Consider the following 24,666-nt stretch of genomic DNA (forward strand, 5'->3'; position numbering starts at 1 on the left):
GGAAGTTCGGTGGGGAGATCAGGAGACGCGGGCGACCAGGTCGCGGAGCTCGGCGACCTCCTCGGCCCGCAGGTCGGTCAGCGGGGGGCGGACCGGCCCGGCCGGCCGGCCGACCGCGGCCAGGCCGCCCTTGACGATGGAGACCGCGTACCCGGGAGTGCGGTCCCGGATGTCCAGGTAGGGGATCACGAACTCGTTGAGCCGACGGTAGACCTCGTCGCGGTCCTGGGCGCGCACGGCGTCGTAGAACTCGATGGCCCACCCCGGCAGGAAGTTGAAGAGCGCGGAGGAGTAGGTGCTCACGCCGAGCTGGAGCAGCGGCAACGCGAACGTCTCCGCCGTCGGCAGGCCACCGACGTAGGTGAGCCGGTCCCCCACCCGGGCGTACGTGCGGGTCATCTGCTCGATGCTGCCCACGCCGTCCTTGAAGCCGATGAGCGTGGGGTTGCGGTCGGCGAGGGTCGCGACCGACACGTCGTTGAGCACCGCGTTCGCCCGGCTGTAGACGACCACGCCCAGGCCGGTCGCGGCGCAGATCCGGCTGACGTGCTCGACGAGGCCGTCCTGACCCGCCTCGGTGAGGTACGGCGGCATCAGCAGCAGGCCGTCCGCGCCGGCGTCCTCGGCCGCCTTGGCCTGCGCGATCGCGTTGGCGGTGCCTCCGGTGGCGGGGGCCAGCACGGGCACGGCGCCGGCGACCTCGTCGACGGCGGCCCGGACCACCCGGTCGGTCTCGTCGAAGGTGAGCGAGAACCCCTCGCCGGTGCCGCCGGCGGCGAACAGCCCGGCGACCGGGTGCTCCGCCAGCCAGGCGAGGTGCTTGCGGTAGCCGCCCTCGTCGAAGCCGAGGTCGTCGGTGAAGTGGGTGACCGGGAACGACAGCAGCCCGCTCTTCAGCTGGGCGGCCAGGTCGGTGGGGCTGTACTCGGTCACGAGGCGTCCTTCTCGTCGGTCGTCGGTCCGCCAAGTGGCGGTGGTCACCACGCTAGGAAGCCAGAACGATGCCTGTCCAAGCCCGAATTTGAATCTCGTGATGCACTCCGAGCATTGCCCCGGTGAGGCGCCGCTACTCGACCACGTCGGCGATCACACCCAGCACCCGTCGTACGACGGGACTGGCGACGTCGCGCGCCCAGATCGCGTGCAGCTCCACCGGCCGCTCCGGATCGGCGTCGAGGCGGGTGTCGCCACCGTGGTGGTCGAGCTCCTTGAAGACCACGCCCTCGACGTGGAGCGAGGTCGCGGAGGCGGGGGCGAGGGCCAGCCCGCGCTCGGCGGCGACGAGCAGCATGGCGGTGAGCACCTGGTGGACCCGCTGCTCGATGCGCGGGTGGGCGTTGGCGAGGAAGCGCACCACGAGCTCGTGGAAGTAGCGCGACTGCTGGGGGTGGTAGCCGATGACGGCCTCCCCCTCGAAGTCCCGCGGCGTCAGCGGCCGGCCCAGCGAGGCGAACCGGTGCGCCTCCGGGACGACGGCCATCAGCGGCTCGCGCAGGATCACCCGGGACGAGAGCAGGGCCGTGTCGAACGGCGGCCGCGCCAGCCCGATGTCGAGCTCGCCGCGCCGGATCCCGTCGACCTGGGCGTTGGTCACCCGCTCGGAGAGCCGCACCTCGACGTCGGGCAGCTCGGCGGTCAGCCGCCGCAGCAGCGGGCCGAGGATCGAGATCGCGGAGACGGCGGTGAAGCCGAGCCGGACCACGCCCGCGGCGCCGGCGTCGACGCGGCGGGCGAGGTCGCCGGCGCTGTCGACCAGGTTGAGCATCCGGTAGGCCTCGTCGAGGAAGGCCTCGCCCGCGCCGGTGAGCACCACCCGGCGGTTGTCCCGCTCGAGGAGCTGGGCCCCGATCGACCTCTCCAGCTTCTGGATCTGCCGCGACAGCGGCGGCTGGGTCATCTGCAGGCGCTCGGCCGCGCGGCCGAAGTGCAGCTCCTCCGCCACCGCGACGAACGACCGGACCTGGTCGAGCGTGATCACCGGGCCAGCGTAGTTGACGATGCACGCAGTGGATCACTCCATGCCGAATCGGGCTTGGACGGGCATCGACGTGGCTACCTAGTGTCGGTGGTCACACCGCGCCGGACCGTGTCCCGGCGACCGACCAAGGAGTAACGATGCGCAAGCACAGCACCCGCCTCGCCGTCGCGATCGGCGGCGCGAGCCTGGCCCTCACCGCCTGCGGCGGTGTCGAGAGCTCCACCGGCGGTGGGGACGGGGGTGGCGACTACCCGAGCGGCACCGTCGAGATGTACGTCGGCGCCTCGGCGGGCGGCTCGTCGGACCTGATCAGCCGCCAGGTGTCCAAGGGTCTCTCCGACGAGCTGGGCGAGTCCTTCCCGGTCATCAACCGCGAGGGCGCGAACGGCGCGCTCGCGGCCGCGGAGGTCGCCGGCGCCGAGCCGGACGGCTCGACGATCGCGATCCAGAACGCGTCCCTCTTCGTCATCACGCCGCTCGCGGTCAGCGAGGACGAGGCGACCAGCATCGACGACTTCGAGGTGATCCAGGGCGTCTCGCGCGACGACTACGTGCTCGTCACCAACCCGAAGAGCGGCTACAAGTCGCTCGGCGACATCAAGGCCGCCACCAAGAAGGTCACCTACGGCACGTCCGGCGTCGGGACCGGCGCCCAGCTCTCCTGCGCGCTCACCTACGAGACGGCCGGCGTCGACGCCGAGGCGGTGCCCTTCGACGGCGGCGCCCCGACCCTGACCGCCGTGCTCGGCAACCAGGTCGACACCGCGTGCATGCAGACCGGCGAGGCAATCGAGAACATCGAGTCCGGCAAGCTGGTCCCGCTCAGTGTCTTCAGCGACGAGCGCATCGACTACCTGCCCGACGTGCCGACCGCCCAGGAGCAGGGCCTCGACGTCGAGGTCGCCCAGTACCGCTTCATGACCGTCCCGAAGGGCACGCCGGACGACGTCAAGGAGACACTGATCGAGGCGATGCAGGCCACGTTCGAGACCGACGAGTACAAGGCGTTCAACGAGCAGAACAGCCTGACGCCCATGGAGATCCCCGGCGACGAGGTCGTGGCCCAGCTCGAGGAGGACAAGCAGCGCTACGCGGACCTCGTCGAGGAGTACGACATCAACCTCGGCGAGGGCTGATCCCCCACCGGGCACACACGGAGGACACATGACGATGAGCGACGAGCGCGCACCGCGACCGGAGTCCGGCGAGCCGGACATCCTGGCCGAGCTCCAGGCCGAGGTGGCCGAGGAGCTCGCCGAGGAGCGACCGCCCGCCGGCGGCCCGGCGTACCAGGTGGTCGGCGCGCTCGTCACTCTCGCCGTCGGAGTCGGCGGCACGGTGCTCTCCTACGGCTACGGCCTCGGCACGCTGCGCAAACCCGGCGCCGGCATGTGGCCGTTCGTGGTGAGCCTGCTGATCACGGCGCTGTCGCTGGCGCTGCTGGTCGGCGGACGGCAGCTGGCCGACAGCGAGAGGTTCACCCGCTCCAGCCTGCTGCCGGCGATCGGGATCCTGACCTTCCTCGGGCTCGGTGCGCTGATGCCGGCCGTCGGCTTCGAGATCCCCTCGCTCCTGCTCTGCGTGATCTGGCTGCGCTTCCTCGGCGGTGAGACCTGGCGCAGCACGATCCTGGTCTCCGTCGGAGCCGTGGCCGCCTTCTACTTCCTGTTCCTCTACGGGTTGGGCATCCCGCTGCCCCACCTCTTCTGAGAGGGAGACCGTGGACCTCAACGCCTTTGCCGATGGCTTCGCCCTCGTGACGGAGCCGCACAACATGCTCTACTGCCTGATCGGCGTGCTGATCGGCATGCTCATCGGCGTGCTGCCGGGCCTGGGCCCCTCGGCGACGATCGCGATCCTGCTGCCGATCGTCTACTCCGTCGACCCGGTCTCGGCGATCATCATGCTGGCCGGCATCTACTACGGCGCGCAGTACGGCGGGACCATCACCTCGGTGCTGCTCCGGTTGCCCGGTGAGGCGTCGACGGTGGTCACGGTCTTCGACGGGTTCGCGCTGGCCAGGCAGGGCAAGGCCGGCACCGCGCTCGGCATCGCCGCGATCGGCTCCTTCGTCGGCGCCACCGTGTCGATCGTGATCATGACGCTGGTCGCGCCGGTCGTGGCCGGCTGGGCGCTCGACTTCGGGCCCCAGGAGTACGCCGCGCTCGCGCTCCTCGGCGTGCTGCTCGTCGCCACCATCGGCAGCGGCAACACCGTCAAGGCCCTGATCGCCGCCACCATCGGGCTGCTGCTCGCCACGGTCGGCCAGGACAAGTTCACCGGCGCCGAGCGGTTCACCTTCGGCAGCCTCGAGCTCCAGGGCGGCCTCGACTTCGTCATCGTCGCGATGGGCCTCTTCGGCGTCGGCGAGATCCTCTACAACCTCGAGGAGCGGCACGGCAAGGCGCACGTGCCGGCGAAGGTGTCCAACGTCTGGCCCTCGCGCAAGGACCTCAGGCAGTCGTCCGGCGCGATCGGCCGGGGCTCGGTGATCGGCTTCGGTCTCGGCGTGCTGCCCGGCGGCGGCGCCGTGATGTCCTCGCTCGCGGCGTACGCCACCGAGAAGAGGATCTCGAAGCACCCCGAGCGCTTCGGCCGCGGCGCCGTCGAGGGCGTCGCCGCACCGGAGACCGCCAACAACGCGGCCGCCACCTCGTCGTTCATCCCCCTGCTGACGCTCGGCATCCCCGCGAACGCGTCGATGGCGATGCTCTTCGCGGCGCTGCTCGTCCTCAACGTGCAGCCCGGGCCGCAGCTGATCGAGGAGCGCCCCGACGTCTTCTGGGGCGTCGTCAACTCGATGTACCTCGGCAACCTGATCCTGCTGATGCTCAGCATCCCGCTGGTCGGCCTCTTCGTGCGCATCCTGCTGGTGCGGCCCGCGATCCTGGCGCCGCTCACCGCGCTGATCACGATCCTCGGCGTCTACACGATCAACAACTCGACGTTCGACATCTTCGTGATGGTCGTCTTCGGGATCATCGGCTACCTGATGAAGAAGGCAGGGTTCGAGCCGGGACCGATGGTCCTCGCCTTCGTGCTCGGCCTGATCCTCGAGGACAACGTCCGCCGGTCGCTGATCATCGAGAACGGCGACCCGCTGGGCCTGGTCACCCGACCGATCTCCGGGGTCATCTTCGCGGCCTTCCTGCTGGTCGCGCTCTGGCCGGCGGCCAAGCTCGTCTTCCGGCGCCGCAAGGCTCCCGCGGTCGCACCCGCCGATCGCGACCACACCACCGTCTGAGAGGCACGAGCATGACCATCGTGATCGGGTACGTCCCCACGCCCGTGGGCGAGGCGGCCCTGGAGGCCGGCCTCGCCGAGGCCACCGTCCACGGCGACGACGTCGTGATCCTCAACAGCCCGCGCCGGGGCGCCACCGTCGACGCCGACCTCGTGGACGACGCGGCGACCGCCGCCCTGGTCGCTCGGGCCGCCGACCTGGGGGTGACGGCCCGCGTCGACCAGGCCGACCACGGCCCCGACGTCGTCGCGACCTTCGAGGCCGCCGTCCGCCAGACCGGAGCGCGGCTGATCGTCATCGGCCTGCGCCGGCGTACGCCGGTCGGCAAGCTCGTGATGGGCAGCAGCGCGCAGCGGATCCTGCTCGAGGCCAGCGTGCCCGTGCTCGCCGTCAAGCCGCCCGCATGAACACCCCGTGATGAGCCGCTCCCGGATCAACCGGGTCGTCGTCACCCCGGTCGCGTTCGCGGATCCCCCACTGCTGAACGTCGTCGGCGTCCACCAGCCGTGGGCGCTGCGCGCGATCGTCGAGCTGCACACGGACTCGGGACTCCTCGGCCTGGGCGAGACCTACGCCGACGAGATGCATCTCGCCCGGCTCGGGGCGGTCGCGGCCGCGCTGCCCGGCCAGGACCCCTACGACCTCAACGGCCTGCGCCGCCTGGTCACCGACGTGCTCGGCCGCGAGACCGGGGGCGCCGGCGCGTCGTTCGGCGGGATGCTCGACGTCTCGTCGGCCGTCGACACCGTCCTCTCCCCCTTCGAGGTCGCGTGCCTGGACATCGTCGGTCGCGAGTGCGGCCGGCCGGTCAGCGACCTCCTGGGCGGCGCGGTGCGCGACCGGGTGCCGTTCAGCGGCTACCTCTTCTACAAGTGGGCCGGCCATCCGGGGCACCCCGATGACGAGTGGGGCGCGGCGCTCGATCCGGATGGCGTCGTCGCCCAGGCGGAGCGGATGGTCGCGGGGTGGGGCTTCGGCTCGCTCAAGCTCAAGGGCGGCGTCCTCCACCCCGACGAGGAGTGCGCGGCGATCGAGGCGCTGCGCGCGGCGTACCCCGACCTGCCACTGCGCCTGGACCCCAACGGTGCCTGGACTCCCGAGACCTCGGTCTCCGTCGCCTCGCGCCTGGCCGGCGTCGTGGAGTACCTCGAGGACCCCACCCCCGGCATCGAGGGGATGGCGTACGTCGCCGCCCGCACCGACGTCCCGCTCGCGACGAACATGTGCGTGATCGCCTTCGAGCACCTCGCCCCCGCGGTCGCGGCCGACGCGGTCCAGATCGTGCTGTCCGACCACCACCTGTGGGGTGGGCTGCGGCGCTCGGCGCTGCTCGGCGGCATCACCGAGACGTTCGGCATGGGGCTGTCGATGCACAGCAACTCCCACCTCGGCGTCTCACTCGCCGCGATGGTCCAGCTCGCCGCCGCGACCCCGAACCTCACCTACGCGTGCGACACCCACTACCCGTGGAAGTCCCAGGACGTGATCGCGCCCGGCGTGCTCTCCTTCTCCGACGGCGCGGTCGGCGTCCCGACCGGTCCGGGCCTCGGCGTCGACCTCGACCGCGACCAGCTCGGCGTCCTGCACGAGCAGTACCTCACCTGCGGCGTCCGGCGCCGCGAGGACACCGTCTACATGCGCTCGATCGAGCCGTCGTTCACGCCCAACACCGCCCGCTGGTAGGGCCGTCCCGGGGTGCGGCGCGCGGCGGGCCGGCGGGCGGTTCATCAAGGGAAGAGGGTGAAGTCCCGCCTCCCGCGCCGAGCTCGCCGAGGGAGGCGCGGCTCCCACATCATGCCTTGATGAACCAGCCGCTCGGCGCCGGGCCACTCAGCCCTGGAGCCGGCGCCTGGTGTTGCCGAGGTGCACGCGCATGGCGGCGCGGGCGGTCTCCGGGTCCCCCGCGATCACCGCGGCCGCGACGTTGTCGTGCTCGCGCCGGACCCGGTCGACGTGCGCGGCGTCGGTGAGCGAGAACTCCTCGGGCAGTCGGGTGCGCGGGAGCATGATCATCATCGGCCCGATGGAGTCGACGAGGTCGAGGTAGAAGCGGTTGCCGCTCGCCGCCGCGACCGCGCGGTGGAAGGCGAAGTCGGCCTCGACCGCGTCCTCGGGGCCGGCGGCGGCGAAGTCCTCGAGCGCCGCACGGACGGCGTCCGCGGCGGCGGTCGAGCGGTCGCGGGCGGCGAGGTACGCCGCCTCGCTCTCGATGCCGAGCCGGAAGTCGATCATCGCGAGGACGTCGGCCTGGCTGCGGATCGCCGAGGCCTCGACGGTGAACGACGTGGGCTCCGGCATCGCGAGCACGAAGGAGCCGCGGCCCTGGAAGGTCTCGACCAGGCCCTCGGCGCGCAGCCGGGTCACCGCCTCCCGGATGACCGTCCGGGACACGGCGTACTCCTCGATCAGCTCGCTCTCGGAGGGGAGCTTGGCCCCGGCCGGGAGCGAGCCGTCGAGGATGCGCGCCTTGAGCCCGGCGACGACGGTCTGGGCGAGCGTGGGCTGGGACGTCACTGGCCGAAGGTAGCGGTCTCCTTGGTCAGGGATCGCATCCTGTCGCTGAGCGTGAAGCCGAGTCCCGGGCGGTCGGGCACGAACATCTGACCGTCGCGGATCTCGATGCGCTCCTCGAAGAGCGGGTTCAGCCACTCGAAGTGCTCGACCCACGGCTCGGTCGGGTACGCCGCGGCCAGGTGCAGGTGGATCTCCATCGCGTAGTGCGGCGCGAGCGCGAGGCCCGCGTGCGAGGCGAGCGTCGCGAACCTCAGGAACGGCGTGATGCCGCCGATGCGCGGGGCGTCGGGCTGCACGATGCCGCGGTAACCGGCGTCGAGGAGCGCCATGTGCTCGGGCACCGAGGTCAGCATCTCCCCGGTCGCGATCGGCGTATCGAAGGTGCGCGACAGGTCGGCGTGGCCGACGGCGTCCCACGCGTCGAGCGGCTCCTCGATCCAGATCAGGTCGAACTGCTCGAGCTCGCGGCACATCCGGCGGGCCCGGGCGCGGTCCCACTGCTGGTTGGCGTCCACCATCAGCGGGGTGTCGCCCAGGTGCTCGCGCATGGCGGCGACGCGGCGCAGGTCCTCGGCCCAGTCCGGCTGGCCGACCTTGATCTTGATGCCGCCGATGCCCGAGTCGAGCGATGCGGTCGCCTTCGCCTTGATCTCGGCCACGGACGCCTGGAGGAAGCCGCCCGAGGTGTTGTAGACCCGGCACGAGTCCCGGTGCGCGCCCAGCAGCTTGGCCAGGGGCAGGTCGGCGCGGCGGGCCTTGAGGTCCCACAGCGCGACGTCGAGGGCCGCGACCGCCTGGGTCGCCACGCCGCTGCGGCCGACCGAGGCGCCGGCCCACATCAGCGACTCGTAGATCTTGGCGATGTCGGAGGGGTCCTTGCCGATCGCGACCTGGGCGACCTCCGCGAGGTGCGCGTACTGCGCGGGTCCGCCGGCCCGCTTGGAGTAGCTGAAGCCCATGCCCTCGAGGCCCTGCTCGGTGGTCACCTCACAGAAGAGCAGCACGGTCTCGGTCAGCGGCTTCTGCCGACCGGTGAGCACCTTGGCGTCGCTGACCGGGTTGTCGAGCGGCAGCACGACGTGCGACAGGGTCAGGCTCCGGATGCGGTCGGCGGCCATGGCGGGTTCTCCCTCGATGCGGTAACTTGTATGACGAGTTATGAAGTTATCCCACAAGTGATGCGGAGTCCAGAGGTGACGTCGAGCCGACAGGTTCCCCGGTGGCGAGACCTCGAGCCGTTCCTCAAGGGCCGTCCGGTGCACCGGAACGCCACGCAGCGCAGGCTCTCCCGGTGCCTCAGCGTCGACGACCTCGAGCGCCTGGCCCGCCGTCGGGTGCCCGGCGCGGTGTGGGACTACGTCTACGGCGGCTCGGACGGCGAGGTCGCGATGGCCCGCAACCGCGCGGCGTTCGACCGGGTCGAGCTGCGGCCGACCGCGTTCGGCCAGGTCGCGGATCCCGACGTGGCCACGACGATCCTCGGCCGGCCCGCGACCGCGCCGATCGTGCTCGCGCCCACGGGCTACACCAGGCTGAGCCACCACAGCGGCGAGCGCGCGGTGGCCGCGGCCGCCGCCGAGGCAGGCCTCCCCTACACGCTCTCGACCTACGCCACGACCTCGATCACCGACACCGCCCGGGCGGCCGAGGGTGGCCGCAACTGGTTCCAGCTCTACCTGATGAAGGACCGGGCCGTGAGCCTCGCCCATCTCGACGAGGCGAGGGAGCAGAAGTACGACGCGCTCGTGCTCACGATGGACACCACCGTCACCGGGATGAAGCGCAAGGACAAGCGCAACGGCTTCGCCATCCCGCCGCAGCTCACCGCGCGGACCCTGGCCGGCATGGCGCGGCACCCGGGCTGGGTCGCGAACATCCTGACCACCGAGCCGCTGCGCTTCGCGACCTTCCCCGAGGGCTCGACGTACGGCCGCTGGGGCATGTCCAACCAGCTGCGCGAGCAGGCGATCCGCCCCACCGACATCGCGTGGCTCAAGGAGCGCTGGGACGGCCCCGTCGTCGTCAAGGGCATCCTGTCGGTCGCCGACGCGCTCGCGGCCGTGCGCGCCGGGGCCGACGCGCTCGTGCTCTCCAACCACGGCGGCCGCCAGCTCGACCGGGCGCCGGTGCCGCTCGAGCTGCTGCCCGAGGTGGTCGACGCGGTCGGCGACCGCACGGAGGTGTACGTCGACTCCGGGGTCCGGTCCGGCGGCGACATCGCGGCCGTCGTCGGCCTCGGCGGGCGCGGTGTGATGATCGGCCGCGCCTACCTCTACGGGCTGATCGTGGGCGGGCAGCGCGGCGTCTCGGCCACCCTCGACCTGCTCGTGGACGAGCTGCGCCGCGCGATGTGCCTGCTCGGCACCCCGGACGTCGCGAGCATCGGCCCCGAGCACGTGCGGCTGCGGGCCTCGTGAGGTCAGGCCGGGACCGGGGTGACCAGCGTGCCGTCGGTCAGGAACCGCTCGACGTTCGCGAGCGCCAGGTCGATCATCGCCGCCCGCGTCTCGACCGTGGCGCTGCCGATGTGCGGCAGCAGCACGACGTCGTCGCGGCCGAGCAGGGCCTCGGGCACGTGCGGCTCGTCGGCGAAGACGTCGAGCCCGGCCCCGGCGATGCGGCCCTGCACGAGGGCGGCGACGAGCGCGTCCTGGTCGACGACGGACCCGCGCGCGACGTTGACGAGGAAGCCGTCCGGTCCGAGCGCGTCGAGCACCGCGGCGTCGACGAGGTGACGCGACGACTCCCCGCCCGCCGCAGCGAGCACGAGCACGTCGCTCTCCCGGGCGAGGTCGAGAACCCGGGCGGCGTAGGTGTACGGGACATCGGTGCGCTCGCGCCGGTTGTGGTAGCCGATGGTCGCGTCGAACGCGGTCAGCCGCTGCGCGATCGCCAGGCCGATCCGGCCGAGGCCGACGATGCCGACGCGGCTGCCGGAGACCCGGCGGGCCAGTGGCGGCATCGTGCCCGCCGCCCAGTCACCGCGCCGCACGAGGCGGTCGGCGGCCGAGAAGCCGCGCATCACGTCGATCACCAGGCCGACCGCGGTGTCCGCGACGCAGTCGGTGAGGACGTCGGGGGTGTTGGACACCGCGACGCCGCGGCGCGCGGCCTCGGCCACGTCGGTCGAGTCGTAGCCGACGCCGAAGTTCACGATCGCACCCAGCCCGGGCAGCCGGTCGAGGTGCTCGCCGCGCACACCCCAGACTCCGCTCGTCACCGCGACCGCCGCCTTCGCCGCAGTGTCGGGGTCGGCCTCGTCGAGGCCGACCGCGTCGTACCTCTCACGCAGCGCGGCGTCCAGCTCAGCCCGCATCCTGCCGACCATCACCACTCGTCGCTCGGTCACGGCGTGACCGTAGGCGGCGGCCCACGGCATCGTCCATTGCCGATGCGGCATCGAGAGGGCACGGCGTGGGCCTGCTGATCGGCTTCTCCACGATCATCGTGGTCATCTGCGCCGGCCTCGCCCTCGCGCACGCCGGCGTGCTCGACGCGCGCTCGCAGCGGACCCTGGCCGAGATCGCGTTCTTCGTCGCCTCGCCCGCGCTGATGGTGACGACGATCGGCAAGACCCACATCGGCGGCGCCGCGACGAACCTGGTCGCCTCCGCGGCCGCGCTCTCCGCCAGCTTCGCGGTGTACGCCGCGCTCGCGCGGCTGCGCTGGCGCCTCGACGGCGGCGCGGTGCTGATCGGATCGCTCTCCGCGTCGTACGTCAACGCGGGCAACCTCGGCCTCGCGATCGCGGCGTACGTCGTGCGTGACATCACCGTCGTCGTCCCGACTCTGCTCGTGCAGATGCTGGTGGTGCAGCCGATCGCGCTGGTCGCGCTCGACCGCCACGCCGGTCGCGGCATGGGCGCCGCCACGATCCTGCGCCGGCTGGTGACCAATCCGCTGACGATCGGGGCGCTGGTCGGCCTGGTGCTGGCGGGGACGGGCTGGACCCTGCCACGGGTCGTCGCGCAGCCGCTGGAACTGCTCGGGGGCGCGGCGATCCCGATGATGCTGATGTCCTACGGCGCCGCGCTGCGCCTGAGCCCGCTCCCGGGGAGGTCCGGCCACAACCGCGAGGTCTCCACCGTCGCCGTGCTCAAGCTCGTCTTCATGCCGGTCGTCGCGTGGCTGGTCGGCACGGCCCTCGGCCTGGACGGACCGGTGCTGCTCGGCGTCGTGCTCACCGCCGCGCTGCCGACCGCCCAGAACATCTTCCTGCACGCCACCCGCTACCGCGTGGGCGAGGCCGTCGCCCGCGAGAGCATCCTGCTCACCACGCTGTGCAGCCTGCCGGTCGCACTGCTGGTCGCGCTGCTGCTCGGCTGACATCGGAGAGAGACCATGACGCTGATCGACCGCCTCCACGAAGCCCTCGGCCCCGGCGCCGTCCTGACCGAGCCCGACGACGTCGCGTCGTACGTCGCCGACTGGACCGGTCGCTTCCGCGGATCGCCCACCGCCGTGGTCCGCCCGGCCGACACCGGGCAGGTCGCCGCGGTCGTGGGCCTGTGCGCGGACGCGGGCGTCGCGGTCGTGCCGCAGGGCGGCAACACCGGCCTCGCCGCAGGCGCGACACCGCGGGGCGGGGAGGTCGTGCTCTCCCTGGAGCGGATGCGCCGCGTGCGCGACGTCGACCCGGTCGCCGACACGATCACCGTCGAGGCCGGCGCGGTGCTGCAGACCGTGCAGGAGGCTGCCCGGCAGGCGGGCCGGCTCTTCCCGCTGTCGCTGGGCTCCGAGGGCTCGTGCACGATCGGCGGCAACGTCGCGACGAACGCCGGCGGCACGGCCGTCCTGCGCTACGGGATGATGCGCGACCTGGTGCTCGGGCTCGAGGTCGTGCTGCCGGACGGCCGGGTCTGGCACGGCCTGCGCGCGCTGCGCAAGGACAACACCGGCTACGACCTCAAGCAGCTCTTCATCGGCTCCGAGGGGACCCTCGGCATCGTGACCGCCGCGGTCCTGCGGCTCGTGCCCGCCACGCCGCGACGCGCGACCGCGCTGCTCGCGCTGCCGGACGTCGAGTGCGCGGTGGGGCTCCTGCCGGTGCTGCGCGAGCACGGCGGCGGACTGCTCACGGCGTGGGAGCTGCTCAACCGGCAGGCCGTCGACCTCGTGGTCGACCACCTCCCCGGGGTGCGCGACCCGTTCGACGGGATCCACGGGTGGTACGGCCTCGTCGAGCTCGCCGGCACCTCCGACGACGTCGACGAACGGCTCGACGCGGCGCTGGCGGCCGCGGTGGGGCCGGACCTCGCCGTCGACGCGGTGGTGGCCGGCGGTCCGGCCCAGCGCGCGTCGCTCTGGGCGCTGCGCGAGGGCGTCTCCGAGGCCCAGAGGATCGAGGGCGTCTCGGTCAAGCACGACGTCACCGTGCCGATCGCCGAGCTCCCCCGCTTCGTCGCCCGGACCGGGCCGCGGCTCGAGGAGCTGCTGCCCGGCGTCCGGCTCGTCACCTACGGCCACGTCGGCGACGGCAACCTCCACTACAACCTGAGTGCGCCGGCCGGGAACGACGACGCCCTCCGCGCCGCCGCCCCCGACCTCACGGCGGCCGTGTACGACGAGGTCGCCGCGCTCGGCGGCAGCATCAGCGCCGAGCACGGGCTCGGCGCGCTGAAGAGGCAGGCCGCCGCGGCGTACAAGTCCGACGTCGAGAACGACCTGATGCGCGCGGTCAAGCAGGCACTGGACCCCCGGGGCGCCATGAACCCCGGCAAGGTCCTCCCCTGACGCTGACCCGCCCGAAACTTTCGGGCGGGTCGGCGTCAGGTGGTGATGGTCAGGCCCTGGTCGGACCGCTCGACCGTCACCCGGCCGCCGTCGGCGACCTGCCCGCCGATCAGCATCTTCGCGAGCGGGTCCCCGATCGCGGTCTGGATCAGGCGACGGAGGGGGCGCGCGCCGTACGCCGGGTCGTAGCCGGTCTCGGCCAGCCAGCGCTTCGCGTCGTCGGTGACCGAGATCGTGATCCGGCGGACCGCCAGTCGCCTCTCGAGGAGCGCGAGCTGCAGGTCGACGATGTGGGTGAGCTCGTCGCGGGTCAGCGCCTCGAAGACCACGACCTCGTCGAGCCGGTTGAGGAACTCCGGCTTGAACGACGCCCGCACGGTCGCCATCACCGACTCCCGCTTCTTCTCGAGGTCGAGCGTGGGGTCGACGAGGAAGTTCGAGCCCAGGTTGCTGGTCAGGATCAGCAGCGTGTTGCGGAAGTCGACGGTGCGGCCCTGGCCGTCGGTGAGCCGCCCGTCGTCGAGCACCTGGAGCAGGATGTCGAAGACCTCGGGGTGCGCCTTCTCGACCTCGTCGAGCAGCACGACCGAGTAGGGGCGACGCCGCACGGCCTCGGTGAGCTGGCCGCCCTCGTCGTACCCGACGTAGCCCGGGGGCGCACCGACGAGGCGGGCCACCGAGTGCTTCTCGGAGTACTCGCTCATGTCGATGCGCACGATCGCGCGCTCGTCGTCGAAGAGGAAGTCGGCCAGCGACTTCGCGAGCTCGGTCTTGCCGGTGCCGGTCGGGCCGAGGAAGAGGAACGAGCCCGTGGGCCGGTTGGGGTCGGAGAGCCCGGCCCGGGAGCGGCGTACGGCGTCGCTCACGGCCGTCACGGCGGCCCGCTGGCCGATCAGCCGCTCGCCGATCACGTCCTCCATGCGGAGCAGCTTGGCGGTCTCGCCCTCGAGCATCCGGCCGACGGGGATGCCCGTCCAGGCCTCCACGACCTCGGCGACCTGCTCGGCGCCGACCTCCTCGCCGACCAGCGGGTCGACGTCGGTCTTCTCGGCTGCGACGACCTCGCCGATCTTGCGCTCGAGGGCGGGGATCGACTCGTAGTTGATCCGGCTCGCGGCCTCGAGGTTGCCCTCCCGCAGCAGCCGGTCGGCCTCCATGCGCAGCTGGTCGAGCTGGCGACGCAGCTCTCCCTCGCCCTCGAGGGACTGCTTCTCCAGGTCCCACCTGGCTTCGAGCGCGCGCAGCTGCTCGTCCTGGTCGGCCAGGTCCTGGCGCAGCGCGGCGAGGCGCTCGCGGGAGGCGTCGTCGGTCTCCTTCTCGAGCGCGAACTGCTCCATCTTGAGCCGGTCGACCTGGCGACGCAGCTGGTCGATCTCCTCCGGGGAGGACTCGATCTCCATCCGCAGCCGCGACGCCGCCTCGTCGATCAGGTCGATCGCCTTGTCGGGCAGCTGGCGGCCGGTGATGTAGCGGTCGGAGAGCGTGGAGGCGGCGACCAGCGCGGCGTCGGTGATGCGGACGCCGTGGTGCGCCTCGTACTTCTCCTGGATGCCGCGCAGGATCTGGATCGTGTCCTCGACGCTCGGCTCGCCGACGAAGACCTGCTGGAAGCGGCGCTCGAGCGCGGGATCCTTCTCGATGCGCTCGCGGTACTCGTCGAGCGTGGTCGCACCGATCATGTGCAGCTCGCCGCGGGCGAGCATCGGCTTGAGCATGTTGCCGGCGTCCATCGCGGAGTCGCCGCCGGCACCCGCGCCGACGACCGTGTGCAGTTCGTCGATGAACGTGATGACCTGACCCTCGGCCGACTTGATCTCGTCGAGCACGGCCTTGAGACGCTCCTCGAACTCGCCGCGGTACTTCGCGCCCGCGACCATCGCGGCCAGGTCGAGGCTGAGCACCCGGCGGTCCTTGAGCGAGTCGGGGACGTCGCCGGCGACGACGCGCTGGGCGAGGCCCTCGACGACGGCGGTCTTACCGACGCCGGGCTCGCCGATGAGCACCGGGTTGTTCTTGGTGCGCCGCGACAGCACCTGCACCACGCGCCGGATCTCGGCGTCGCGGCCGATGACCGGGTCGAGCCGGCCCTCCTCTGCCGCGGCGGTCAGGTCGACGGAGTACTTCTCCAGCGCCTCGTACGTCGACTCCGCGTCCTCGCTCGTCACCCGGCGGTTGCCGCGCACGGCGGTCAGGCCCTCGCGCAGCCCGTCCGCGGTGAGGCCGGCGTCGGTGAGCACCTTCTGCGCCGGGCTCTCGACGGTCGCGATCGCGATCAGCAGGTGCTCGGTCGCGACGTACTCGTCGTTGAGGCCTCCGGCCAGGTCGAGCGCGCTCGCGAGCACGCGCGTCAGCGCGGCCGAGCCCTTGGGGGTCTGCACGCTGGCGCCGCTGGCGGTGGGCAGGCCGTCGCGCACCGCGACGGCCGCGCGCACCAGCGTGGCCGGGTCGGCGCCCGACTTGCTCACCAGCGACGCGGGGGTGCCGCCCTCCTGGAGGAGCAGCGCCACCAGCAGGTGGACGGGCTCGACGGTGGAGTTGCCCGCGGTCGTCGCGGCGAGCTGTGCAGCCTCGATCGCCTCGCGGCTGCGGGTCGTGAACTTCTCGGCGCCGAACTGGCTCATGGGCGTGATTCTCCTGCTGATCTCGACACTCGGCCACCGCTGCGCGGCCCTTCATTGGCACAACCTCAGAAAAGTTGAGTCCATTCCACTCAAGTCGACCCCAGTTTCCGAATTTCGGACGAACCGGACTAGACCACCCGTTTGCCCCACCCGCCCCACGGGCAGCACCCCTACGTCAAACGGGGGACATCTCGGGCTGCATCCGCGCCGGGAGTTCCGTTCACTCCCGATCGTAGAGAGCAGCAGCCTGCATGAATCTCATCCATCGCACCGCCACCGCCGTCGTCGCGGCCCTGGCCCTGAGCGTGCCCACCGCCGCCATCACCGCGACCGCGTCGAACGCCGCACCGGCCGGCGTCAGCCACGCCGACCAGCACAGCCAGATCGTGGGCAAGAAGGCGAAGAAGAAGGTCAAGCTCAAGCTCAAGCGGTCCGCGAAGTACTCCCACGTCGGCCAGACCGGCGTGAAGCTCACCGCCGTGGCCAAGAAGGGCAAGAAGAAGGCGAAGGGCAAGGTCACCTTCACCGTCAACGGCGCCGCCGTCGCGAAGAAGAAGCTCAGGAAGGGCAAGGCCAGCTACCGCCTCGCGAGCACCAACGCGCCCGGCGTCTACACGGTGACCGCGAAGTACAAGGGCAAGAAGAAGTCCACGAAGGTCCGGGTCTACAACTCGGCGATCTCGCTCTCGGCCGTCGAGTTCACGGTCTCGCAGGCCACGGACAGCTGGGATCTCCCCGCGATGACCGGGACGGTGCAGTACAAGGACAAGCCGGCCAACGACGGCTACGTCGACATCTACAAGGACGGCAATAAGAAGGGCGGCAGCTCCTCGCCCGACTACTGCTGCATGGCGAGCGTCGCCGACAACGGCGCGTTCGAGTTCGGCGGCTACAGCTTCCTGGCCAAGGTCCAGGAGATGCCCGTCGGCGACTACACCTTCCAGGCGTTCTACACCGAGACCGCGTCGTTCGCCGAGTACATCTACTCGAGCCCGATCGTCGTGCACGTCGTGCCCTGATCTCTGCGGATGCCGGCCCGCCCGAGACCCTCGGGCGGGCCGTCGTCATGTCGGGACGGGCTCTTAGACTCCTGCACGTGGACAGGCCCCCCATCCGCGAGTTCCGCGGCCGGGCGAAGTGGGCCGGGGTGATCGGCAACCTCCTCCTGGCCGGCCTGGGCGTCGGACTGGCCTGGATCGGGTTCGCCGCCGTCCCGGGCGACGTCGCCGCGGTGCGCGCACTGGCGTGGTACACCGTCGCCGCCGCGCTCGTCACGCTCGGCCTCGCGATCGCGACCGCCGCCACGCGCCGGCTGCCGGCCCTCCGGGAATCCCGCCTCGAGGGCGCACCGGCACTGGTGGCACGGTCCTGGGCCGCGGAGTGGTGGTACGCCGTGGCGCTGGACGCCGGTCTGGTCGTCCTCGCCGGCGTACTGGTCGGGCTCGGCGTCGACGCCGGCGGGTCGTGGGTCCTCGGGACCGTCGCGGTGGCGCTGGTCGGTGCCTACTTCCTCGTCCGCGTGATCCTCACGATCACCGGGCGCCGCCGCAACCACGCGCTGTGGCTGACTCCGCACGAGATCGTCCACGACGCGCCCTGGGGGCGCGAGCGGGTACGACGCGAGCAGGTCGTGCGGGTCCGGCCCGCCACCGCGAGCGCCGAGCTCGTGCTCGAGGTCGACGGGCCGGTCGGTCGACAGGTGTGCCCCCGGCCGTGGCGCCGGACCCGCCTCGACGCGGGCTCGAGCCGGATCGTGGCCGACTGCTCGATGACGGCCCACGAGGCGGGCGACCTCGCCGCCTGGCTGGGCTCGGAGCTCGGGGTCTGCGCCGCGGGACGTTGAGCCGGACGCCGCCCGACGGGTTTGACCGGCCCCCCGGCTGCTCATGATGCCCGCGTGAGCACGAGTCCCGATCCGTCCAGCACCGAGCGCCCGGAGCTCCCGCCGGTGGTCTACGTCCCGACGACCGACGAGGCCGACCCGTCGACCCGGCGGGTCCTCATGCACCTGGTCGCGGACGGCCGCACGGCCCTCTACACCTACTCGGCGCTCGACCGGCTGCGCGACCACTACCTGCCGGACAGCTCCTGGATCCTGTGCGACGGCACCGCGCTGCAGCGGATCCACGACGAGACGCCCTACGACCTGCTCTTCGTCGACGTCGACCCCGGCCTGCGCGACGCGGACGAGGACGCACGATGAGCGAGATGCACGTCGAAGGACCGGTGCTGGGCGCCATCGCCGACGGGCTCGACAAGGGCGCGAGCGGCCTCGAGGAGCTCGCCGGGAGCGTGCCGAGCGGCGTCGACGCCGGCCCGATGACCGCCGTGATCGCCAGCATGCTCGCCCAGGTCACCGACAGCGCAGGCGACGTGTCGACGTCACTGACCGGCGTCGCGGCCCTGGTCCGCCAGATCCGGCGCTACTACGAGCGCGCGGACGCCTCGGCCGAGGCGAGCCTCACCGACATCAAGGACGTGATGTCGCGGTGAGCATCGACACCGAGATCGAGGGCAAGCCGGCCACGATCGAGTCGGCCGCCGACTGGCTGCGCGACAAGCTGGCCGTCAAGATCGGTGCGGCGGCCGACCGCATGAACGACGCCCGCCGCGACGCCGACGCCTCGTGGGAGAGCAAGGCGGGCGACGAGTTCTCCTCGTGCATGCGCAAGGGGCGCGACAAGGTGGACGACCTCGAGAAGGCCGCGAAGAAGATGGGCGGCGACCTCGACGACTTCGCCGAGAAGCTGCGCACCTGCCAGCAGGACATGCAGACGATCCGCTCCGACGCCTCCGCCGCGGGACTCACCGTCGCCGGCTTCCTGATCCAGGACCCGGGTCCCGGTCCCGCGCGACCGCCCGACAACTTCACGGGGACCGAGGCGGAGGTCGCGGCGCACAACGACAAGGTCGCGGCGTACGACGCCCACCAGCTGCTGATCACCGCCTACAGCCACGCCGCGAGCGAGGCCGCCCGGATCGACCGGAAGTACGCCACCGCCTGCCGGGAGCTGCAGGACGAGTACACCGTGGGCCAGCACGCCTCGTGGCTGCTGACCTCGACGGAGATCCTCGGAGACGCGGCCGCCGGAGCGGTGGGCGTGCAGATCGGCCTCCAGCAGTCGAAGCTGCACACCAAGGCACAGGACCTGGTCGACGACGCCAGGCGCGCCGTCGACGACCTGCAGGCACACCCCGAGCGCTACCTGAAGCGCAAGTGGCTCTTCTTCAAGACGCTCGACGACGCCAAGCTCGAGGCCGACCGGCTGGCGATCCAGGGCAAGCTCGACGAGGCCGAGGACCTGTTGCGGAGGTCCTCCGCGCTCGACGACGCCAAGCTCCCGAAGTTCCTCGGCAGGGCCGGCAAGGTCCTCGGGCCACTCGGCCTCGGGCTCGGGATCTACAACGACTACCAGGAGGGCGAGAGCGGCACCCAGATCGTCGTCTCGCAGGGCGCGTCGGCCGCCGCCGGCATCGCCGCCGGTGCCGGCGCCAGCGCCCTCACGGGCATGGCGATCGGCGCGGCTGCGGGGTCCGTCGTCCCCGGCGTCGGCACGGCGGTCGGCGCGGTCGTCGGCACCGTCGTCGGTGCCGGCGTGGCGATCTTCGCCGACGGCGCCATCGACTCGCTCTTCGAGAACGGGCCCGACGTCGGCAAGGCGTTCGACGAGGGTCTCGACGCGCTCGCGGACACCGGCGACACGATCGCCGACGGCGTCTCGAGCGTCGCCGACACCGTCGGCGGGTGGTTCAGCTGACCGCGCGCAGCGCCCCGGGTCCCGTGCTGCTCGTGCTCGGGCTGCTCGCGGGCGCCGCATCGATCGCGCTCGGCGTCGGCCTGCTCGGCCGGGTCGAGACCGGCTTCGGCGCCGTGTGGGCGTGCGGGTTCGTGATCCTCGGCCTCATCGTCCTGGCCAGCGCGGTGGCGACCCAGCCCCGATGGTCGCGCGCGGCGCCCCCCGCCCGCGACGAGGTGCGGGCGGGCGAGCCGACGCGCTTCCATCCGCGGCGCGGCGGCCTGCCCACCGCGACGACGTTCGTGGTGACGGGACTGCTCGGGGCCTGGTTCGTCGCGATCGGCGTGACGGGCGCCGTCGAGCGCACCTGGCTGTGGGCGGTGCTGGCGCTGGTGCCCGCGACGTACTTCTCCGGGTTCACGATCCTCTGGGCAGCCGGCCGCTTCCGCCCCGGCGGAGTCCGGGTGACGCCGACCCGGGTGATCGACGAGCACTACGGGCTGCGCAGCGAGCTCGCGCTCGCGGACGTCGCCGGCATGAGTCCCCGCTCGGAGACGTTGCACCTCGAGCCGTTGGAGGGGGTCTCGCCGGTGCACCGTCGGCTGACGCCGCGACCGTGGCGCGCGCGCGTCACGCCCGGCGCCCTGGTCATCCGGACCGGCGACCTCGACTCCGACGGACGGACGCTCGTCGAGGAGCTGCAGCGCAGGCTGGCCTGAATCCGGCCCGCGCGACGGGGCCCGGCTACCGCCCCCGTCGCCAGACGACCACGGACTGGCCGGGGTCCGGCGGACGCAGCGCGGGTAGTCGGCTGGGCGGAGCATCACTGCGCCGTGCGGACAGCGCCCGCCGCAACGCCTCGCGGGTCGCCGCCAGCTCGGCCTCGAGCTCCTCGTTGCGCTGGACCAGCGCGGCGGCCCGGTGCTCGAGCTCGAGGATCCGGCGCACGCCCTCGATGCCGATGCCCGTCGAGGTGAGGTCACTGATCTCGCGCAGCAGCTCGATGTCGCGGTGGGAGTAGCGGCGTCCGCCGCCACCGGTGCGACCCGGCGTGATCAGTCCCATCCGCTCGTAGGTGCGCAGGGTCTGGGGGTGCAGGCCGCTGAGCTCCGCGGCGACGCTGATCACGAAGACCGCGGCATCCGGCGGCGGGGGCTCGAACGGGGCGCGGCCGGGCATCCTCACGCCTCCTCGAAGAGCTTCGTGCGGAGGGGGCGACCCGACATGGCCGACCGGTAGGTCTCGATCGCCTCGCGGGCCGGACCCTCGACGGACGCGGGCACCTGGACCTCGACCGTCGCGAGCAGGTCGCCCTTGCTCCCGTCGCTCTTCGGCGCGCCGCGGCCGCGCACCCGGAAGGTGCGCCCGTTCGGAGTGCCGGCCGGGACCTTGAGGGTCACCGGAGCGCCGCCCAGCGTGGGGATCCTGATCTCCGCACCGAGCGTGAGCTCGTCGAAGGACACCGGTACGTCGAGGGTCAGGTTGTCGTCCTTGCGACCGAAGAGTCGGTGCGGCGACACCTTCACGGTGACGTAGAGGTCGCCCGCCGGCCCGCCGTTCTCGCCCGGCGCGCCCTTGCCGCGCAGCCGGATCCGCTGACCGTCCTTGACGCCCGCCGGGATGCGCGCCTGGATGGTGCGCGCCGAGACGCCCCGCCCGCTGCCGTGGCAGGTCGGGCAGGGCTCGTCGTACACGAGCTGGCGACCGCCGCACCTCGGGCAGGTCTCGTTGATCGAGAACGCGCCGCCGGCCGACGCCACGACGAAGCCGGCGCCCTCGCACTCCGGGCACACGTGCGGCTTCGTGCCGGGCTTGCCTCCCGTGCCCTTGCAGTCGGGGCAGGCGGAGTCGGCGGTGAGCCGCAGCGACACCGTGACCCCGTCGATGGCGTCGGTGAAGCTGATCGTCGCCGACGTGTCGACGTCCGCGCCCTTCTGGGCGCGAGCGCGCCGACCGCGGCCCTGGCGGGAGCCGCCACCGAAGAGGTCGCCGAACATGTCGCCGAACCCACCGCCACCGCCGGCCCGCTCGCGGAGCAGGTCGTTGAGGTCGAAGCCGCCGGCCCCGCCCGGGAAGCCGCCACCGCTGAAGCCGCCGCCGAAGCCGCCGGCGTAGACCGACCGCATCTCGTCGTACTTCGTGCGCTTCTCGGGGTCGCCGATCACGTCGTAGGCCTCGGCGACCGCCTTGAACCTGTCGTGCTTGGCGGCGTCATCCGGGTTGGAGTCGGGGTGGTTGGCGCGCGCGAGCTTGCGGTAGGCCTTCTTGATCTCGTCGCTGGTCGCCTCCTTGGAGACGCCGAGCTCCTTGTAGAAGTCCTTCTGCGCCCAGTCGGCCCGGAAGCCGTCACCGTTGCTCATCGCGCACCTCCCCCCCTCGTCAGTTGCTCGCCGGATCGACCACGAGGACCTGCGCGGCCCGGACGACGCGGTCGCCGATCCGGTAGCCGGCCTTGGCGACCACCTTGCATGTGGTCACCTGGACCTCGGCGTCCTCGCCGATGTGGCTGAGCGCGTCGTGGATCGTCGGGTCGAAGACGTCGCCCGGAGCACCGAACTTGGTCAGCCCGAGCCCGGCCACCACCCGCTCGAGCTGGTCGGCTGTCGCCTGGAAGCCCGGGTCCAGACTCTGCCCGCTCTTCTCGGCGTGCTCTCGCGCCCGATCGATGGTGTCGAGCACCTCGATGATCGGGGTGAGCGCGGCGTACGTCGCGTTCTGCTTGATCAGCTCGCGGTCGCGCTCGACCCGCCGCTTGTAGTTGACGAACTCGGCCTGGAGCCGCTGCAGGTCGTTGGTCAGCTCGGCGAGGGCCCTGCGCGCCTCGGCGAGCTCATCGACCTCCTCGACGACCTCGTCGGTGACGGTGTCGGCGGCCTCCTCGGCCCGAGGAGCAGGGGACTCCTGCTCCTCGGGCTCCCGAGGAGCCTGCTCGTCCCGGGACGGCTCGGTCACTTGTTCTCGCCCTCGGCGCCGTCGGCCGGCTCCTCGTCGACGATCTCGGCGTCGACGACGTCGTCGTCGGCCTCGCCGGTCGAGCCGTCCGAACCGCCCGCCGCGGCCTGGTCGGCCTCGGCCGCGGCGTACATCGCGGCGCCCATCTTCTGGCTGGACTCGCCGAGCTTCGTGATGCCGGCCTGAAGCTCCTCGGCGCCGGCCTCGGCGTTCTCGAGGGTGGCCTTGAGGGCGTCGACGTCGGCCTGCACCTCGGTCTTCACGTCCTCCGGGAGCTTCTCGCCGTTGTCGGCGAGGAACTTCTCGGTCGTGTAGACGAGCTGGTCGGCCTGGTTGCGGGTCTCCACCGCGGCGCGCCGGTTGGCGTCCTCCTCGGCGTACTGCTCCGCCTCCTTGACCATCCGGTCGATGTCGTCCTTCGACAGCGCGGAGCCGCCGGAGATCGTCATCGACTGCTCCTTGCCGGAGGCCTGGTCCTTCGCGGTCACGTGGACGATGCCGTTGGCGTCGATGTCGAAGGTGACCTCGATCTTCGGAACGCCGCGCGGGGCCGGCGGGAGCCCGGTCAGCTCGAAGTTGCCGAGCGGCTGGTTCTGCGACCACATCTGGCGCTCACCCTGGGCGACCTTGATCTCGACCGACGGCTGGTTGTCGTCCGCGGTCGTGAAGATCTCGGACCGCTTGGTCGGGATCGTCGTGTTGCGCTCGATCAGCGTGGTCATCACGCCGCCCTTGGTCTCGATGCCGAGCGAGAGCGGGGTGACGTCGAGGAGCAGCACGTCCTTGACCTCGCCCTTGAGGACGCCGGCCTGCAGGGCCGCGCCGACGGCGACGACCTCGTCGGGGTTGACGCCCTTGTTGGGCTCCTTGCCGCCGAGCAGCTCCTTGACCACGTCGGTCACCGCCGGCATGCGGGTGGAGCCGCCGACGAGCACGACGTGGTCGATGCCGCTGACGTCGACCCCGGCGTCCTTGAGCACGCTCTGGAAGGGCGCCTTGGTGCGGTCGAGCAGGTCGGAGGTCAGCTTCTGGAACTCGCTGCGGGTCAGCTTCTCCTCGAAGTGCAGCGGGCCGGACTCGCCGTGGGTGATGTACGGCAGGTGGATGGTGGTCTCGCTCGAGGAGGAGAGCTCGATCTTCGCCTTCTCCGCGGCCTCCTGGAGGCGCTGCTTGGCGATCTTGTCGGCGCCGAGGTCGACGCCGTTGTTGTCCTTGAACCTCTTGACCATCCACTCGACGATGCGGGCGTCCCAGTCGTCACCACCGAGGTGGTTGTCGCCGGAGGTCGCCTTGACCTCCACGACGCCCTCGCCGATCTCGAGCAGGGACACGTCGAAGGTGCCGCCGCCGAGGTCGAAGACGAGGATGGTCTGGTCGTCGCCCTTGTCGAGGCCGTAGGCCAGCGCGGCCGCGGTGGGCTCGTTGACGATGCGCTGGACGTTGAGGCCCGCGATCTCGCCGGCCTCCTTGGTGGCCTGGCGCTGGGCGTCGGAGAAGTACGCCGGGACGGTGATCACCGCGTCGGTGACCGTCTCGCCGAGGTAGGCCTCGGCGTCGCGCTTGAGCTTCTGCAGCACGAACGCGCTGATCTGCTGCGGCGTGAAGTCCTTGCCGTCGATGTCGGTCTTCCAGTCGGTGCCCATGTGGCGCTTGACCGACCGGATCGTCCGGTCGACGTTGGTCACGGCCTGGCGCTTGGCGACCTCGCCGACCAGCACCTCGCCGGACTTGGCGAAGGCGACGACCGAGGGAGTGGTGCGGGCGCCCTCCGCGTTCGCGATGACGGTGGGCTCGCCGCCCTCCAGGACGGCCACGACGCTGTTCGTCGTGCCCAGGTCGATACCGACCGCACGTGCCATGTTGCTGCTACCTCCGGTGAGTGGTTCT

General features: G+C 71.9%; 24 protein-coding genes. 14 read left to right on the forward strand and 10 right to left on the reverse strand.

Annotation, left to right across the window (positions count from 1 at the left end; genetic code table 11):
- Window positions 1–18: 18 nt before the first annotated feature.
- A complete protein-coding gene (gene kdgD / locus PZ894_RS16225; RefSeq protein ID WP_275746359.1) occupies window positions 19–933 on the reverse strand; it encodes a 5-dehydro-4-deoxyglucarate dehydratase in 915 nt (304 codons plus the stop codon).
- Window positions 934–1,066: 133 nt separating this feature from the next.
- On the reverse strand, window positions 1,067–1,978 hold the full coding sequence (locus tag PZ894_RS16230; protein WP_275746360.1) for a LysR family transcriptional regulator: 912 nt from the start codon (window positions 1,976–1,978) through the stop codon (window positions 1,067–1,069).
- Between the two features lie 137 nt (window positions 1,979–2,115).
- Here PZ894_RS16230 and PZ894_RS16235 point away from each other — a divergent pair, with 137 nt between their 5' ends.
- The 5 genes from PZ894_RS16235 to PZ894_RS16255 are packed head-to-tail and all read left to right on the forward strand — an operon-like array spanning window position 2,116 to window position 6,905.
- Window positions 2,116–3,114 (forward strand): tripartite tricarboxylate transporter substrate binding protein, encoded by a 999-nt coding sequence (locus PZ894_RS16235; protein ID WP_275746362.1) that lies wholly within the window; start codon window positions 2,116–2,118, stop codon window positions 3,112–3,114.
- Between the two features lie 28 nt (window positions 3,115–3,142).
- The gene (locus PZ894_RS16240; RefSeq protein ID WP_275746364.1) at window positions 3,143–3,688 is read left to right on the forward strand and encodes a tripartite tricarboxylate transporter TctB family protein; all 546 of its coding nucleotides are present in this window, start codon (window positions 3,143–3,145) and stop codon (window positions 3,686–3,688) included.
- A gap of 10 nt (window positions 3,689–3,698) precedes the next feature.
- Window positions 3,699–5,222, forward strand: coding sequence for a tripartite tricarboxylate transporter permease (locus PZ894_RS16245; protein ID WP_275746365.1), 1,524 nt, complete (start codon window positions 3,699–3,701; stop codon window positions 5,220–5,222).
- Between the two features lie 11 nt (window positions 5,223–5,233).
- Window positions 5,234–5,629 carry a universal stress protein gene (locus PZ894_RS16250; RefSeq protein WP_275746366.1) on the forward strand — a complete coding sequence of 132 codons (396 nt, stop codon included), beginning with the start codon at window positions 5,234–5,236 and terminating at the stop codon, window positions 5,627–5,629.
- Window positions 5,630–5,639: 10 nt separating this feature from the next.
- The gene (locus PZ894_RS16255; RefSeq protein ID WP_275746368.1) at window positions 5,640–6,905 is read left to right on the forward strand and encodes an enolase C-terminal domain-like protein; all 1,266 of its coding nucleotides are present in this window, start codon (window positions 5,640–5,642) and stop codon (window positions 6,903–6,905) included.
- Between the two features lie 147 nt (window positions 6,906–7,052).
- Here PZ894_RS16255 and PZ894_RS16260 read toward each other — a convergent pair whose 3' ends face one another.
- Window positions 7,053–7,736, reverse strand: a complete 684-nt coding sequence (locus PZ894_RS16260; RefSeq protein ID WP_275746369.1) for a FadR/GntR family transcriptional regulator — start codon at window positions 7,734–7,736, stop codon at window positions 7,053–7,055.
- Window positions 7,733–8,854 (reverse strand): mandelate racemase/muconate lactonizing enzyme family protein, encoded by a 1,122-nt coding sequence (locus PZ894_RS16265; RefSeq protein ID WP_275746370.1) that lies wholly within the window; start codon window positions 8,852–8,854, stop codon window positions 7,733–7,735. The genes PZ894_RS16260 and PZ894_RS16265 overlap by 4 nt, the downstream gene beginning before the upstream one ends.
- 75 nt (window positions 8,855–8,929) lie before the next feature.
- On the opposite strand from PZ894_RS16265, the gene PZ894_RS16270 reads away from it, so the two are divergent.
- Complete coding sequence (locus PZ894_RS16270; protein WP_275746371.1) at window positions 8,930–10,153, forward strand: alpha-hydroxy acid oxidase; 1,224 nt, start codon at window positions 8,930–8,932, stop codon at window positions 10,151–10,153.
- Between the two features lie 2 nt (window positions 10,154–10,155).
- On the opposite strand, the gene PZ894_RS16275 is transcribed toward PZ894_RS16270, so the two are convergent.
- Window positions 10,156–11,085, reverse strand: coding sequence for a 2-hydroxyacid dehydrogenase (locus PZ894_RS16275; protein WP_275746372.1), 930 nt, complete (start codon window positions 11,083–11,085; stop codon window positions 10,156–10,158).
- A gap of 65 nt (window positions 11,086–11,150) precedes the next feature.
- Between PZ894_RS16275 and PZ894_RS16280 the strand changes: the two genes are divergently transcribed.
- Together PZ894_RS16280 and PZ894_RS16285 are read left to right on the forward strand one after the other, a co-directional pair.
- Window positions 11,151–12,062 carry an AEC family transporter gene (locus PZ894_RS16280; protein WP_275746373.1) on the forward strand — a complete coding sequence of 304 codons (912 nt, stop codon included), beginning with the start codon at window positions 11,151–11,153 and terminating at the stop codon, window positions 12,060–12,062.
- A 15-nt stretch (window positions 12,063–12,077) separates the two neighbouring features.
- A complete protein-coding gene (locus tag PZ894_RS16285; protein ID WP_275746374.1) occupies window positions 12,078–13,469 on the forward strand; it encodes an FAD-binding oxidoreductase in 1,392 nt (463 codons plus the stop codon).
- A gap of 35 nt (window positions 13,470–13,504) precedes the next feature.
- On the opposite strand, the gene clpB is transcribed toward PZ894_RS16285, so the two are convergent.
- A complete protein-coding gene (gene clpB / locus PZ894_RS16290; protein WP_275746376.1) occupies window positions 13,505–16,090 on the reverse strand; it encodes an ATP-dependent chaperone ClpB in 2,586 nt (861 codons plus the stop codon).
- A gap of 251 nt (window positions 16,091–16,341) precedes the next feature.
- On the opposite strand from clpB, the gene PZ894_RS16295 reads away from it, so the two are divergent.
- The 6 genes from PZ894_RS16295 (at window position 16,342) to PZ894_RS16320 (ending at window position 20,546) form a co-directional block, all read left to right on the forward strand.
- Window positions 16,342–17,109, forward strand: coding sequence for an Ig-like domain repeat protein (locus PZ894_RS16295; RefSeq protein WP_275746378.1), 768 nt, complete (start codon window positions 16,342–16,344; stop codon window positions 17,107–17,109).
- Between the two features lie 77 nt (window positions 17,110–17,186).
- A complete protein-coding gene (locus PZ894_RS16300) occupies window positions 17,187–17,933 on the forward strand; it encodes a hypothetical protein (protein WP_275746379.1) in 747 nt (248 codons plus the stop codon).
- Between the two features lie 54 nt (window positions 17,934–17,987).
- On the forward strand, window positions 17,988–18,293 hold the full coding sequence (locus tag PZ894_RS16305; RefSeq protein WP_275746381.1) for an SAV_915 family protein: 306 nt from the start codon (window positions 17,988–17,990) through the stop codon (window positions 18,291–18,293).
- Window positions 18,290–18,583, forward strand: coding sequence for a hypothetical protein (locus PZ894_RS16310; protein WP_275746382.1), 294 nt, complete (start codon window positions 18,290–18,292; stop codon window positions 18,581–18,583). Before PZ894_RS16305 ends, PZ894_RS16310 begins: the two co-directional genes overlap by 4 nt.
- Window positions 18,580–19,848 carry a hypothetical protein gene (locus tag PZ894_RS16315; RefSeq protein WP_275746383.1) on the forward strand — a complete coding sequence of 423 codons (1,269 nt, stop codon included), beginning with the start codon at window positions 18,580–18,582 and terminating at the stop codon, window positions 19,846–19,848. The genes PZ894_RS16310 and PZ894_RS16315 overlap by 4 nt, the downstream gene beginning before the upstream one ends.
- Window positions 19,836–20,546: a hypothetical protein gene (locus PZ894_RS16320; RefSeq protein ID WP_275746385.1), complete on the forward strand. Its 711-nt coding sequence runs from the start codon at window positions 19,836–19,838 to the stop codon at window positions 20,544–20,546. Before PZ894_RS16315 ends, PZ894_RS16320 begins: the two co-directional genes overlap by 13 nt.
- 25 nt (window positions 20,547–20,571) lie before the next feature.
- Here PZ894_RS16320 and PZ894_RS16325 read toward each other — a convergent pair whose 3' ends face one another.
- Genes PZ894_RS16325 through dnaK form a run of 4 tightly spaced genes read right to left on the reverse strand, consistent with a single transcriptional unit; the run spans window position 20,572 to window position 24,638 of the window.
- Window positions 20,572–21,006 (reverse strand): MerR family transcriptional regulator, encoded by a 435-nt coding sequence (locus PZ894_RS16325; RefSeq protein ID WP_275746387.1) that lies wholly within the window; start codon window positions 21,004–21,006, stop codon window positions 20,572–20,574.
- 2 nt (window positions 21,007–21,008) lie between these two features.
- Complete coding sequence (gene dnaJ, locus PZ894_RS16330; RefSeq protein ID WP_275746389.1) at window positions 21,009–22,187, reverse strand: molecular chaperone DnaJ; 1,179 nt, start codon at window positions 22,185–22,187, stop codon at window positions 21,009–21,011.
- A 19-nt stretch (window positions 22,188–22,206) separates the two neighbouring features.
- Entirely contained in the window at window positions 22,207–22,779 is a 573-nt protein-coding gene (gene grpE / locus PZ894_RS16335) for a nucleotide exchange factor GrpE (RefSeq protein WP_275746390.1), read from the reverse strand.
- Window positions 22,776–24,638, reverse strand: coding sequence for a molecular chaperone DnaK (dnaK, locus tag PZ894_RS16340; protein ID WP_275746392.1), 1,863 nt, complete (start codon window positions 24,636–24,638; stop codon window positions 22,776–22,778). The genes grpE and dnaK overlap by 4 nt, the downstream gene beginning before the upstream one ends.
- Window positions 24,639–24,666 lie beyond the last annotated feature (28 nt).

It is taken from the genome of Nocardioides sp. YIM 152315 (assembly GCF_029210375.1).
Lineage (GTDB): Bacteria > Actinomycetota > Actinomycetes > Propionibacteriales > Nocardioidaceae > Nocardioides.